Below are 12,651 nucleotides of genomic sequence, written 5' to 3'. Positions count from 1 at the left end.
CGTGTTGGCTATGTTTTTTTGGGCGTTTGTCGTCGGCGGGTTGATTTGCGTGATCGGGCAAATTTTGATGGATGTGTTTAAACTGACACCTGCGCATACGTTGACGAGTCTCGTCGTCGTCGGGGCGATTTTGGATGGATTCGGTTTGTATGAGCCGCTCATTGATTTTGCCGGCGCCGGGGCGACGATTCCGATTACGAGCTTTGGAAACGCGCTCGTTCACGGCGCGATGCAAGAGGCGGAAAAACACGGCATTATCGGCGTATTGACCGGCATGTTTGAAGTGACGAGCGCCGGCATCTCCGCGGCGATCGTCTTTGGGTTTATCGGGGCGCTCTTGTTCCGCCCGAAAGGATAGGAGGGATCTTCCATGACCGTTGCTTCGCAGGTGAAACAAACGTTGGCGAGCTTAAAAGGCATTCACGCTGGGCTGCAACAGCTGGCGCTCACTTCCCAGGATGAAACGGCGCAACGGACGTTTCATGAAGCGATGCTTGCGACAGAGGAGATCATCGCGGACATCAAAGACCGGATCGGCCGGCTCGAGTTCGAAGAGCCGCAATACCACGGAAAGTAAGGAGCATGATCGATGCCTATATGGTTAGAAACCGCCATTCGTTCGATTTGCATTTTAATCGGGTTGTTTGTGATCACCCGCATTCTCGGCAAAAAGCAATTATCAAAATTGTCGTTTTTTGAATACATCGTCGGCATTACCGTCGGGGATATCGCTGGAACGATGTCGGTCGATCTAGGAATTTCGTGGCAAGAAGGCATCACCAGCATTTTGATTTGGTCGCTGTTTCCAGTGGCTGTCGCTCGTCTCTCGCTGCGCAACAAGAAATTTCGCGATTTTGTCGAGGGCAATTCCACGGTTTTTATTAAAAACGGCAAAATTTTAGAGGAAAACTTGAAACAGGAGAAATATACGGTTGACGAGCTGCTCGAACAGCTGCGCAAAAAAGATGTGTTCCGCGTCGCCGACGTCGAGTTTGCGGTGCTTGAGCCAAACGGCGACTTGAACGTGTTGCTGAAGCGGGAAAAGCAGCCGCTCACCGTCGGAGATGTGTTCCCAAACCCGCCGCGGGAAAAAGAGCCGCAAACGGTCATTATGGACGGCATGATTTTGGATGAGCCACTCGCTACGATGGGGCTTGGCCGCGGCTGGCTGAAGGAACAGCTTGACAAACAAGGAGTGGCGATTGAAAATGTGTTTCTCGCCCAAGTCGATTCATACGGACAGCTGACGATCGATTTGTACGATGATAAGATCCAAATTGCCGAGCCGCAGGAGAAAAAGTTGCTCTTGGCCGCGATGAAAAAAGTGCAGGCTGATCTGGAGCTGTATGCGTTGCAGACGAATTCCGAAGAGGCGAAGGCGCTGTATGAACGAAACGCCGCAAAAATGGCAGAGCTTGTGCAAAAAGTCGAACAGCTCTTGCGAAACTGATGACACAGGAGGAAAAGACGATGGAAGACAAACGGATAAAAACGACGGATGAGGAAATTCAAGTCCAATTGAAACCAAACGACCGCTCCGAGCGGACGCGGACGACCGATGAGGAAATTTCGATTGAATTGATGTTTGACAGCCCGCAGCTGACGCGCCAGCCGAAAGACTACGACGAAATTGAATATTGACGGCTTCCGTTTCCACGATCGGCGATCCATAAGGAGCTGTCTGTTCATTCGCATGGCTGTCCGAGAAGGAAAGCTTCCTTCTCGGACAGCCTCTTTTTGTTGCCCTTCTTCTCTGGCGAGGCAAGGATGCCGCCCCGTCTTACTCCGGCAGGGACTGCAAAAAGGCGCGCACCTCTTCCGGCGTTTTGGCGTCAGCGCTGTGCAGATGAGCAATTTTTTTTCCGTTGCGGAAGACAAGCAGGCTCGGGATGCCAAGTACCTGGTATTTCTCGCCAAGTTCCGGAAACTGGTCACGGTCGATTTCAAACCAATCATATTGTCTATAGTCGCGAACGATGTCATCGATGAACATATTGAGGCGCACGCAGTCCGGACACCAAGTTGTGTAAAACTTGATGATCGTTGGTTTATCACCGGAAATGACCGCCTCGAATTGCTCCACTGTTTCAATGCGTTTCACATTCGTTTCCTCCCTTTCATGTTGACGTTCATCTTTACTTTATCATATGGCAAGGCAAAAAAAGAACGGGGATGCCTTCACCTCGGGCAGTCGTTTTTGCATACAACAGTAAGAAAGGGGGGGAAAGTGTGAGCAAAGAACTGGAAAAGGCGCTCGAAGGTTGGGTTGCGTCACGCAAAGAAGGGCATGAAACGTTCATCCGCCTGTTTGAACAATGGGGAAAGGACTTTAACAAACAGTTGCAAGAAATCGAAAAATTGAACAATGGATTTTTAAAAAGTGTGCAAGGCAACTTAGACTACATCGAGCAATGGTTTGCGAAAAAGGAGCGGGAATTTGCCGAGCTGTTCCGCCGATTTGGATGACAAAATGGCCTTTGCGCCCATACGCCCCGCTAAGCCGGTGAATACGATACAGTAAACGGAGAAGGAGGTGAACATTATAATGGGCTTCTGCGGTTATGGTTATCCTTACGGCTACGGCTATGGCGGTGGCTATGGCAGTGGCTTTGTGCTGATTGTCGTGTTGTTCATTTTGTTGATTATTGTCGGCGCGGCATTTGTCGCCTAACGGAAAAAGCGAATGGGATACGGGCCGTTTCGGCGCCACGGAGCGGCTCGTATTTTTCTTTCCCTAATTTGATGCACGCCGAGGCGGGAGCATCATACGATATAGCAGGGAGAAGGAGGCGGAACGATGGATCAGCAATTTTTTAAAAACATCGAACAGAAAACAGGTGTCAATATGAAAGACGTTTTTGAGCTCGCCAACTCGCTGCAAAACGCCAATTTCAGCGATGAAAAAACGGTGCGCCAAGTGGTGAAGCGGGTGGCGCAAATTGCCAACCGGAAAGTGCCAAAAGAACTTGAGGATCAAATCGTCAAGGCGATCGTCCATAACGGCAAGCAAATTGATTTCAATACGATCGCCAATATGCTGAACAACAAAAAGTAAGCAAAAGGGAGCTTGCGTGCGCACAGCTCCCTTTTGCTCTGCTTGGCTCAGGAGAGCGAAACGATGTTCGATGATCCCAAGCCTTGGATCAGTGTAGACGAGGCTGTTCTATGGCCATCATTCGAGCGATTTCACCATCGTGACATGTGGGATGCCGGCGTCCATAAAGACGCCGGAGACGGTCGTATAGCCGAGCTTTTGGTAAAACGGTTCTGCGTGCGTCTGGGCGTTCAGTTTCGCCGTTTTCGCCCCTTTTGTTTTCGCCAGCTGTTCGATCGCTTCCATCACCATCCGTCCGGCGCCGCGGCCGCGGTAGGACGGCAGGACGCAAATGCGCTCGATTTTGCCGACGCCTTCGTCAATGAAACGGAGTCGCCCAGCACCCACCGGTGTTTGGCCATCATACAGGACGAGGTGGAACGAGTCGTCCTCGAATGCGTCGATTTCCTCGTCTTCCGGCACGTTTTGCTCCTCAATGAATACGAGCCGGCGGACGCGCAAGGCGTCTTCGTACAAAGCGCGATCTTGCGTTGTGCCAATCGCAATGTTCATCTCAGACCGTTTCCTTTCCTCCGACGATAAACGTTTCATAGACGGTCCACGAGCCGTTTTCCAGCTGATAGAGAAGATGGAAGCGGTCGACGGTCTCCTCGAAGTGCACATCTTGCAGCTTCAGCTGGCTGTAGACGTCCGCATATTCTGCGCTCGGCAAATCGCGGCCGATCGTAATGTGAGGCACGAACATAAACTCCGGCTTTCCGGCGAACAAGCCGCTGTGCAGTTGTTCATGAAGGCGCTCGAGCACGTCGTTTGGTTCCACCTTCAAATAAATGATGTTGCTTGTCGGGTAAAACGAGCTGAATTTCGTCACTTTGATCGGAATGGGAGGTGTTTCCGCCGCAATGCGGCGCAACTCTTTCGCCATTTTTTTTATTTGCTCCTCATCCGCTTCAAATGGGTATTTCAGCGTAATATGCGGCGGGATGAGGGCGTAATGGCTGTCGTACCGTTTCCGGTACGAGTTGGCGAAGTCCTGAATCCGTTTTGGCGGAAAGATCACAATGCCGTACTTCATTTTGTTTTCCCTCCTTGAACCAGTTCTTTTTCCATGCACAGGAAACGCACGGAATGGATGCGGCGGCTTCAACATCTTTGAAGTTGCTCCGTTTTGTCCTATAATGATAAAACAGCGGCTACGGCCCGGGGTACATCCGGCTGCCAATACGTCCACGCATGGCCGCCTTCGAACTCATGGTATGTATAAGCAAACCGTTTTTCCATAAACAAGTCCCGCGCCATTCGATTCGGGGTGATAAAATCGCGCACATGGCCATCCGTCGTTTTCACCGCTGTTTCCTCTGTGCCAACAGAATGGTAAAGCGAAAGGAGCGATGGATCGCGGAATGAGCGGATGCGCGCCAATACCGAGTCATCGATATAGGGGGACTGCATGGCGATTTTCCCAAATGTATGCGGATACAACAACCCGGCTAGAAGCGACACCGTTCCACCGAGCGAATCGCCGATCAGCGCCCGGCCTTTGCCCATTTGGTATGTCGGCAGTTCGCGGTCCAAAAACGGGACGAGCTCATGGGCTAAAAAACGAAGGTATGCTTCGTGCTTTCGTCCTTCCGGGTGGTATTTCTCGTAGCGGTCGTTGACGTTCCGATACGGGATGCCGACGACGATCATCCGGTCGATTGTTCCTTCTGCCATCAGCGTTTCGATGACGGTTTTCATTTTTCCATACATAAAATAATCTTTGCCGTCTTGCGCGATTAATAAAGGATATTTGTAAAGCGGCGAAAAATTGCTTGGCAAGTAGATGAGCAGTTCGATTTCTTCTTGCAGCTCTCCGCTGTACAACTTGCAGTCGCGCATCGTTCCTGTTGCTGTCGCCATGACCATCCTCCATGAAAGCGTAAGTTCATCTGTTATTGTAACATATTTGCGCCCAAAGATGTGAATGAAGGGCTCGAATTTTTCGCGAATTTGCCGAATCGCACCGCTGACAAAAAAATGGCTTGCAAAAACGTGGGGAATGCGTTACATTTTTATTAAAAAAAAAATTGAATACGCGTCCCATTCTTATCAAGAGAAGCGGAGGGAACTGGCCCAATGAAGCTTCAGCAACCAGCCGCCCGACGGCCAGGTGCTAAATCCAGCGAATTGAGCATTCAATTCGGCAGATAAGAAGAAGCATGCCCCCATGTGTATGGAAAAGTCTTCTTCTTAGAAGACTTTTTTTATTTATTCAAGCGGCCGCTTCCATCAACCGCGAGGCGGTTTCGGACGAAGGCGCTTGGCCGCTGCCCAACGGACAGTGGTGCTTCGTTGGGCATTAAGTGGTCGGCCGTTGATCGATGATGGAATTTTCAACAGAAGGAGAGAGATGAGATGGAGAAACTGGAGACGTTGTTAGCGCAAATTGGCAACCGGAGCGAAACGGTGACGGGGACGGTCAACCCGCCGGTTTATTTTTCCACCGCCTACCGCCATGCCGGCATCGGAGAGTCGACTGGGTTTGACTACATCCGCACCGGCAACCCCACGCGCAAAATCGTCGAAGAAGCAATCGCGAGACTGGAAGGTGGCGACCAAGGCTATGCGTTCAGCTCCGGCATGGCCGCCATTCAGACGGTGCTCGCCTTGTTTGAGAGCGGAGATGAGTTTCTCGTATCGGCCGACCTTTACGGCGGCACGTACCGCCTGTTTGAGCGCGGCTGGCGCAAGTATGGTCTTGGATTCCATTACGTCGATTTTGCTGATCTCGCTGCGGTGGAAGCGTGTATCACCGAAAAAACGAAAGCGATTTTCCTGGAAACACCGACGAACCCGCTTATGCATGAGACCGATATCCGCGCCGTCTCCGAATTCGCCAAGCGGCATGGGCTTTTGTTGATCGTTGACAACACGTTTTATACACCGGTGCTTCAACGCCCGATCGAACAAGGTGCCGATATTGTCATCCACAGCGCCACGAAATATTTAGGCGGCCATAACGACGTGTTGGCTGGCCTTGTCGTCGCCAAGGGCGAGGAGCTCTGTCAACGCCTGGCCGAGTATCAGAACGCCATCGGCGCGGTTTTGTCGCCGTTTGATTCGTGGCTGTTGATTCGCGGGATGAAAACGCTGGCGCTAAGGATGCGCCAGCACGAAGAAAACGCCAAGCGCATCAGCGCCTTTTTGCGCGAACATGAAGATGTTACAGACGTCTTATATCCAGGAAGAGGCGGGATGCTGTCGTTCCGGATTGCCGATGAAAAGTGGGTGAACGGGTTTTTAAAAAGCTTGCGCCTCATTACGTTCGCGGAAAGCCTGGGCGGAGTCGAAAGCTTTATTACGTACCCAGCGACGCAGACGCATGCGGACATTCCTGAGGAAATCCGCATCCAAAACGGTATTTGCAACCGGCTGCTCCGCTTCTCGGTCGGCATCGAACATGCGGATGATTTAATCGCCGACTTGGCGCAGGCATTGAAAAACATGAAAGAGGTGTAAGCGATGGAACGGGAATGGTCGTTTTCAACGAAACTGCTCCACAATGAATGGAAAGTCGATCGCCACACGGGAGCGGTGAGCGTGCCGATCCAGCACGCCTCCACGTTCCATCAGTTCGATTTCGATTCATTCGGCAAATACGACTACAGCCGCTCCGGCAACCCGACGCGCGAGGCGCTTGAGGAAACGATCGCGGCGTTAGAAGGCGGAACGCGCGGGTTTGCGTTCGCCTCTGGCATGGCGGCTATTTCAACGGCGTTTTTGCTTCTCTCAAAAGGCGACCACGTGCTCGTGACCGAAGACGTCTACGGCGGCACGTACCGGATGATTACGGAGGTGCTCGGCCGCTTTGGCATTGAATATACGTTTGTCGATATGACCGATTTAAACGCAGTGGCGGAAAACATCCGGCCGAACACGAAAGTCATTTATATGGAAACGCCGTCCAATCCATTGTTAAAAGTGACCGACATTCAAGGCGTCGTCAAGTTGGCGAAGGCGCATGGCTGTTTGACATTCTTGGATAATACGTTCATGACGCCGGCGTTGCAGCGGCCGCTTGATCTTGGAGTCGATGTCGTCCTTCACAGCGCCACGAAATTTTTAGCCGGCCATAGCGACGTCGTCGCCGGGCTGGCGGTCGTGAAAGACGAGGAATTGGGAAAAGAATTGTACAAACTGCAAAACGCGTTTGGCGCCGTCCTTGGCGTCCAAGATGCGTGGCTTGTGCTGCGGGGATTAAAAACGCTCCACGTTCGGCTGAAGCAGTCGTCTGAATCAGCGGCCGCCATCGCCAAGTATTTGGCTTGTCATCCAAAGGTCGAAGAAGTGTATTATCCGGGGCTGGAGAACCACCCAGGCCATGACATCCAGCGCCATCAGGCGGCCGGGTTTGGCGCTGTGCTGTCGTTCCGTTTAGCCGATGAAGAAGCGGCTCGGACGTTCGTGCAAAACGTCCGCTTGCCGGTGTTTGCTGTCAGCCTTGGGGCGGTCGAGTCAATTTTATCGCACCCAGCGAAAATGTCGCATGCGGCGATGCCAAAAGAAGAGAGGCTCCGGCGCGGCATTACCGACGGCTTGTTGCGGCTGAGCGTCGGGCTTGAGGATGTCAACGATTTGATCGCCGATTTTGAGCAGGCGTTGTCGTTTGTCAATGAGCATCCATCGGTCGTTCCGACGCGGTAACGACAAAGGTATGCATCGTTTCGGCGGATGCATACCTTTGTTTTTTTCGTTACACTTCCCGAACAAAGTTGACGGCTGTCAGCGGAATGAGCACCGTGCGCGTTTCCCGCTCGTATCCGCCCGCTTCCGCCCTAAGCTCGATCGTTCCGTCCTCGACATCGGTGAGTCGTCCCTCTATTAAGTTGTTGTCCGTCGCGACTTGGATCGTTTCCCCGATGAGGCGGCGGAGCTGCTCTTCGAATGTGGTCGCAAAGTCCATTGTCTCCTCCCTCCTTTCAGTCTAAAAGGCCGGTGATTTAAGGAGAAATACTGCTCTCCAACAGTGTTTCTCAAATTGAAAAACCTTGCAACACCATCACTTCATTCCTTGTGATTTCTCATAAATCGAGCGAATCCATTGTTTTTCATCAGCCTTCTAAACGGGTGATGGCTTGAATGCTGGCAAACGGAATGTAAACGAAACGCCCGAGCGCATCCTCAAGCACGGCATAATCGTTTCGGACGGCGATGACTGTGCCGCTCACCGGGCCGAAATTGACCGTAATTTCTACTCTCTCCCCAATCAAGTCCTCGAGCTCGTCGCCAATATCTTCCGCGGGTGGCGCCCCTGTGCGCAACTCGGTCAAAATGGCTTGCAACAGTTCGCGCTCGTCCTCCAAAATGTCCCGCTGTTCTTGCTCCTCATCAAGAATGCGGCGCAAAATCGGTTGGATCGGCTTTCAAAACGTAGGCGACGAGCTGTTATGGAATCTTTTTGCCTCCTATGCCCGCCAATACGCCCCGGACGTTCAAATCATCCCATCGACGCCCAAGGTCAACTGGAAAGATACGAGCCCGTACGACGCCGTCGTGCTCGGCGGCGGTTCGCTCTTGCTTCCAGGCTACATGGCCGTTTTGCAAGAGGCGCACGAAGCTGGAAAACCAATATGGATATGGGGAAGCGGCATTGACTGGATCGGTGAAGCTGAAACCGACGCCTTGTGTGCAGGCGCTAAGCCAGCGCTTCACCGCCACTTTTCCGCCAACGACGTCGAGCTGTTCCGCACCGTCCTCGCCTCGGCCGCCTTTGCCGGCATTCGCGGCCCGCTCAGCGAAGCGGTATTAAAAACGTTAGGCGCCTATCCTGCAAACGTCCGCGTCATCGGCGATCCAGGGCTGTTATTGCAGACTCCCGCCTCAGCCGAACCGCCAAACAAAGAAAAAACGATCGGCATCAACTGGGGGACGACATACAATCGCCTATTCGGCCAACACGAAACACTCGTCGAAGACACCCTCGCCCGCGCTGCCAAAATGTGGATCGCCTCCGGCTACCGGATTCACTTGTACATCGTCTGGCCGAACGACCGCTCCGCCTGCGAGCGGCTGTACAAAAAAATTAACTGCCCGGAGCGCGTCACCTTCGACCGCGCACTATATGACGAACGGCAGTTCATCGAGCGGCTTCAGCCTCTTGCCGCCACCGTCAACTTCAAACTCCACGCTAATTTGTTGTCCCTGGCCGCCGGCGTCCCGGCCGTCATGCTCGGCTACCGGTTTAAAGTGTTCGACTTCGCCGCCTTGCTCGGCCTTGACCGGTATGTCGTCTCGACCGCGAGCCCGCAGCTTGAAACAGATTTGATCGACACCGTCGCCCTCGCGGAACAACACCGCCGCCGGATCATGGAACAATACGAAACCGCCCGCCGCCAGTACATTCCGCTCTTGCTCGAGCCGTTTGAGCGCGGGTTGTTTCGATAAGGGGGAGGCGCGGGCTTTCCCTTTTTTCATGATGAACACTAATTTTTTTAAAAAAGTGTTTGACAAACGAGGAAGGCATATATATAATAAAAAATGTGTTTGAAAGCGATATGACCTGTTAGCTCAGTGGGAGAGCACTTCCTTGACAGGGAAGGGGTCGGGGGTTCAAGTCCCTCACAGGTCATCACAAAACACCTCGATCTCGATGGAGATCGAGGTGTTTTTTTATTGCCCCGCCGCCTATGCGAACACAAAGTGTGAGTAAAATATTTGTGGGTGAAATTCAGGAAGGATCCCCGACGAGCGTAGCGAATTTTTGTTCGCCACGCTCGTCGGGGCCACCAATCCAAAAACAAATCTCATGTAAAAAGGACTCTCTCCCTGCTATGATGGTGATGACCAACATCCATAAAACAGGAGGGAGGGAGTCCATGAAACATCTTACCACATAATGGCCCCTATTAAAAGAGTTGGAGGAGCAATTAGTAAGAACTCTTCAAAAGGTGTTCGCTGTCTTGTTGGCCGCCCTTTTGGAGGAGATTGATCAACAACTGGCGGAAGCGCGGGACAAGCGGCGGTTGTAAATTATCACTTTATTTCGGAACAAAAGAGACATTTTTTTGCATACTCCTTCAGAAAGCCCTCTCCCCTTTTCTGAAAGAATGTGCTAAATTTTTTGTGAATTATTTCGGAAGAAAAAATCCATCGGTTCATAGGAGGGGGAGGAGGACGTGATTCAATTTCATGACTTTGGCATTGACGTTCAAACGTATGCAGAGCGTGGAAAAGAAAACGACTTCCCTCTTCTGAAAAAGTGCCCGCATTGCCGGGCCAAGCGCCCGTTGCACCGCCAGGGTTACGATGAGCGAAACGCATTGACCCCACATGGTGATGATCGCATTTGGATTGTCCGGTATCGCTGTCGGGAATGCTTGAAGACGGTGAGTGTGCTGCCTTCCTTTCTCCTCCCGTATTTTCAGTATACGTTGTCCGCCATATGGCAAGTCGTGAAAGAGCAGTTGGGATTGACCGAAAGGACGAACCAGGCTCCGTTTCTTCCGACAAAGGACGGCATCATCTTTTATGTCCGACGGTTCTACCGAAACCTATCAAGCCTTCATAGCTTTTTTGCGAGGCGGTGGAGGATCATAGGCCCTATCGTGAAAAAAGAAAAGGAACGGGCTTCTTGGTGGATCCAGACGTTAGAGGAACACGGTCTTGATTCGGCCATCAGAGAGATGTGGGAGGGCGGATTCCGACACCCTTTTGCGAATTAAATGGGATCCTGATTTTACATACATACCCTAAATTGGAAATAGTTTCGGTTCCCACAAACCTTTCCTATCGACGGAGAAAAAGCAATTCGGTACGATAAGGGCAGACGGACCGGAACGGTCCTGATTCCAAGTGAGACCAGGAGGAGATTTGAATGAATGAGTCGATGAGACACGACATTGCCCTGTTTCGGTACGGGCTAATCGCTCCGTTGGTGAATGGGCAGGTGGAACCGAAGACGTATCTGAAAGAGGTGAGCGAGCGAGTGCACCATGTTCCCCACCAGGGCGACAAACGAATCGCAGCCAAGACGATCCTCGATTGGTGCACCCGATACAAAAAAGGGGGCTTTGACGCCTTAAAGCCGAAGCGCCGTTCGGACCGCGGCCACTCAAGGCGTCTGTCGCCCGATGATGAGGATCATATTTTAGCCCTAAGAAAAGAACATCCCACCATGCCCGTGACGGTGTTCTACGAACACCTGATCGAGCAGGGGGAAATCCCAGAAAATCATACCTCTTACTTCACTATATACCGATTGTTGAAAAAACACAACCTTGTCGGGAAAGAAATCTTGCCGATGCCGGAGCGAAAGCGTTTTGCGTATGACCAGATCAATGAGCTATGGCAAGGGGACTTATCCCATGGACCAACTTTTGCACATTATTTCCGAATCCGTCTGAAATAATTTGAAAAAGGGACTCTGAAATAATGTGCTAATTTACATGAACGTCTTGTATGAAACCCCCGAGTTCGACAGTTTTGAGGCCATTTTAGGCAAATGAAAATGGCCAAAATGCTGTTATATCAAAGATTTCGCGATGCGGATCCTAGAAAAAAACACTGAATTTCATAGGCACACGAATTCATAATTTATCCTTTAAAAAAGCCTAATATCGCTTATAATATAGGCATGTACATACGACGAGTGACACGCAAAAACAAAGACGGAACGACTGTGGCGGATCCCCAGCTTGCTCATAATGAATGGGATCCAAAGGCCAAATAGGCGAAAGCGAAGGTGATGGATTCGTTCGGTCGCGAAGATGAAGTGGATCGCGCCGTCTTGGAGCGTCTGGCCAAAAGCATTTCGCGATTCCTTTCCCCTGACTCATGAATCGTGGCCGAAAGTAAGAGATGAATGCGAGCGTCTCATGCTTGGACATTTTTCTTCAAAAAACGGCGACCTTTATCAACGAACAGAACTGACGGCCAAACAAGCGCTATTCCTTGCGGCTCTAGGGCTGGAACCTCCTCCAAAGATTCTAGGCATCCACCCTCGCGCCTAGATACACGCCCGAAGTGTGCCCAAATGCCTCCGATCCCTTTTGTATCAAGGGGCGAGAGGCATTTTGTTTGCCTAGTGACTGTCGAACTCGGGTATACGATTAGAATTGAAAAATGCCCCAAGTGTTTTTCATCACTTGGGGCATGGATTGAAGTTACGTTAGCAAATTCGTTCCTTATTTCTTATATTTTATATTATATTATTTGCTTTTAACTCACATTTCGCACCCTCTCGACGAAAATCGGGAGGATTTTTTCGTTCCGATGTCGAATGAATCCTTGACACACAAGGAACGTAAAGGAGTTTTTCTCTTATGAACGTTCAAGTCAAAAAGGTCTATCGCAATCATTATTTGAATATAATAAGTGCCCTATTCAAGAAACTGGGCCTGCCCCAATTGATTGACCATCTCGTTCCCGTTGATCCACAGTGCCAGACTCGAGTCAGCGATGCCGTTCAGGCCATCATCTACAATATGTTTGACGGCCGGCAAGCCCTCGTTCACGTGGAACGATGGGCTCAGGAGATCGATCTAGAGAAACTCATCCGTCCCGGTCTCCATCCTTCCTGGTTGAACGACGATGCCTTGGCTCGTCATCTCGACCGC

The 12,651-nt window shown here is 51.3% G+C and carries 18 protein-coding genes, 1 tRNA gene, 3 pseudogenes and 1 riboswitch; of the genes and pseudogenes, 16 read left to right on the top strand and 6 right to left on the bottom strand.

Annotated elements, in window-relative coordinates:
* The first annotated feature begins 1 nt into the window (after position 1).
* Genes spoVAE through CD000_RS18820 form a run of 4 tightly spaced genes read left to right on the top strand, consistent with a single transcriptional unit; the run spans position 2 to position 1,641 of the window.
* The gene (gene spoVAE / locus CD000_RS10975) at positions 2-358 is read left to right on the top strand and encodes a stage V sporulation protein AE (protein ID WP_096225658.1); all 357 of its coding nucleotides are present in this window, start codon (positions 2-4) and stop codon (positions 356-358) included.
* Between the two features lie 12 nt (positions 359-370).
* Positions 371-577 carry a DUF1657 domain-containing protein gene (locus CD000_RS10970; RefSeq protein WP_011230357.1) on the top strand — a complete coding sequence of 69 codons (207 nt, stop codon included), beginning with the start codon at positions 371-373 and terminating at the stop codon, positions 575-577.
* A 12-nt stretch (positions 578-589) separates the two neighbouring features.
* Positions 590-1,450 carry a DUF421 domain-containing protein gene (locus tag CD000_RS10965; RefSeq protein WP_096225657.1) on the top strand — a complete coding sequence of 287 codons (861 nt, stop codon included), beginning with the start codon at positions 590-592 and terminating at the stop codon, positions 1,448-1,450.
* Between the two features lie 20 nt (positions 1,451-1,470).
* A complete protein-coding gene (locus CD000_RS18820; protein ID WP_011230359.1) occupies positions 1,471-1,641 on the top strand; it encodes a hypothetical protein in 171 nt (56 codons plus the stop codon).
* A gap of 139 nt (positions 1,642-1,780) precedes the next feature.
* Here the strand turns inward: CD000_RS18820 and CD000_RS10960 are convergent, their stop codons facing one another.
* Positions 1,781-2,101, bottom strand: coding sequence for a thioredoxin family protein (locus CD000_RS10960; protein ID WP_011230360.1), 321 nt, complete (start codon positions 2,099-2,101; stop codon positions 1,781-1,783).
* Positions 2,102-2,229: 128 nt separating this feature from the next.
* Here CD000_RS10960 and CD000_RS10955 point away from each other — a divergent pair, with 128 nt between their 5' ends.
* From CD000_RS10955 to spoVIF, 3 genes are all read left to right on the top strand, one after another.
* Positions 2,230-2,466: a hypothetical protein gene (locus CD000_RS10955; protein WP_011230361.1), complete on the top strand. Its 237-nt coding sequence runs from the start codon at positions 2,230-2,232 to the stop codon at positions 2,464-2,466.
* A 79-nt stretch (positions 2,467-2,545) separates the two neighbouring features.
* Entirely contained in the window at positions 2,546-2,671 is a 126-nt protein-coding gene (locus tag CD000_RS10950; protein WP_096225656.1) for a YjcZ family sporulation protein, read from the top strand.
* 126 nt (positions 2,672-2,797) lie between these two features.
* The gene (spoVIF, locus tag CD000_RS10945) at positions 2,798-3,055 is read left to right on the top strand and encodes a sporulation-specific transcription regulator SpoVIF (RefSeq protein ID WP_096225655.1); all 258 of its coding nucleotides are present in this window, start codon (positions 2,798-2,800) and stop codon (positions 3,053-3,055) included.
* Between the two features lie 117 nt (positions 3,056-3,172).
* Here the strand turns inward: spoVIF and CD000_RS10940 are convergent, their stop codons facing one another.
* The 3 genes from CD000_RS10940 to CD000_RS10930 form a co-directional block, all read right to left on the bottom strand.
* Positions 3,173-3,607: a GNAT family N-acetyltransferase gene (locus CD000_RS10940; protein WP_011230364.1), complete on the bottom strand. Its 435-nt coding sequence runs from the start codon at positions 3,605-3,607 to the stop codon at positions 3,173-3,175.
* A gap of 1 nt (position 3,608) precedes the next feature.
* A complete protein-coding gene (locus CD000_RS10935; protein ID WP_096225654.1) occupies positions 3,609-4,130 on the bottom strand; it encodes a YjcG family protein in 522 nt (173 codons plus the stop codon).
* A gap of 98 nt (positions 4,131-4,228) precedes the next feature.
* Positions 4,229-4,957: an alpha/beta hydrolase gene (locus CD000_RS10930; RefSeq protein WP_096225653.1), complete on the bottom strand. Its 729-nt coding sequence runs from the start codon at positions 4,955-4,957 to the stop codon at positions 4,229-4,231.
* 183 nt (positions 4,958-5,140) lie between these two features.
* Positions 5,141-5,251, top strand: a riboswitch (SAM riboswitch).
* A 201-nt stretch (positions 5,252-5,452) separates the two neighbouring features.
* Between CD000_RS10930 and CD000_RS10925 the strand changes: the two genes are divergently transcribed.
* Together CD000_RS10925 and metC are read left to right on the top strand one after the other, a co-directional pair.
* Positions 5,453-6,556 (top strand): methionine biosynthesis PLP-dependent protein, encoded by a 1,104-nt coding sequence (locus CD000_RS10925; protein WP_011230367.1) that lies wholly within the window; start codon positions 5,453-5,455, stop codon positions 6,554-6,556.
* Between the two features lie 3 nt (positions 6,557-6,559).
* Positions 6,560-7,741, top strand: a complete 1,182-nt coding sequence (metC, locus tag CD000_RS10920) for a cystathionine beta-lyase (protein WP_096225652.1) — start codon at positions 6,560-6,562, stop codon at positions 7,739-7,741.
* Between the two features lie 49 nt (positions 7,742-7,790).
* Here the strand turns inward: metC and CD000_RS10915 are convergent, their stop codons facing one another.
* Positions 7,791-8,000 carry an LSm family protein gene (locus CD000_RS10915; RefSeq protein ID WP_011230369.1) on the bottom strand — a complete coding sequence of 70 codons (210 nt, stop codon included), beginning with the start codon at positions 7,998-8,000 and terminating at the stop codon, positions 7,791-7,793.
* 148 nt (positions 8,001-8,148) lie between these two features.
* Complete coding sequence (locus CD000_RS10910) at positions 8,149-8,442, bottom strand: hypothetical protein (protein WP_233130428.1); 294 nt, start codon at positions 8,440-8,442, stop codon at positions 8,149-8,151.
* Here CD000_RS10910 and CD000_RS10905 point away from each other — a divergent pair.
* The 7 genes and pseudogenes from CD000_RS10905 to CD000_RS10870 all read left to right on the top strand — a co-directional run.
* Positions 8,432-9,481 (top strand): polysaccharide pyruvyl transferase family protein, encoded by a 1,050-nt coding sequence (locus CD000_RS10905; protein WP_096225651.1) that lies wholly within the window; start codon positions 8,432-8,434, stop codon positions 9,479-9,481. The genes CD000_RS10910 and CD000_RS10905 overlap by 11 nt on opposite strands.
* 112 nt (positions 9,482-9,593) lie before the next feature.
* Positions 9,594-9,665, top strand: a tRNA-Val gene (locus CD000_RS10900).
* Between the two features lie 286 nt (positions 9,666-9,951).
* Positions 9,952-10,059 (top strand): annotated as a pseudogene (locus CD000_RS10895) (UPF0236 family transposase-like protein); the annotation flags it as partial.
* A gap of 153 nt (positions 10,060-10,212) precedes the next feature.
* Positions 10,213-10,758 carry a DUF6431 domain-containing protein gene (locus CD000_RS19165; RefSeq protein WP_096225649.1) on the top strand — a complete coding sequence of 182 codons (546 nt, stop codon included), beginning with the start codon at positions 10,213-10,215 and terminating at the stop codon, positions 10,756-10,758.
* 152 nt (positions 10,759-10,910) lie between these two features.
* Positions 10,911-11,411: pseudogene (locus CD000_RS10885) on the top strand (helix-turn-helix domain-containing protein); the annotation flags it as partial.
* A gap of 258 nt (positions 11,412-11,669) precedes the next feature.
* A pseudogene (locus CD000_RS19575) lies at positions 11,670-11,867 on the top strand (IS1634 family transposase); the annotation flags it as partial.
* 490 nt (positions 11,868-12,357) lie between these two features.
* A partial coding sequence (locus tag CD000_RS10870; protein WP_143425280.1) for a DUF4277 domain-containing protein occupies positions 12,358-12,651 on the top strand: 294 nt, incomplete at its 3' end.

The sequence above is a fragment of the Geobacillus sp. FJAT-46040 genome, assembly GCF_002335725.1.
Classification (GTDB): Bacteria; Bacillota; Bacilli; order Bacillales; family Anoxybacillaceae; genus Geobacillus; species Geobacillus thermoleovorans.
The sequence above is the reverse complement of the archived record's forward strand: the minus strand, read 5'-3'. Positions and strand labels throughout refer to the sequence as shown.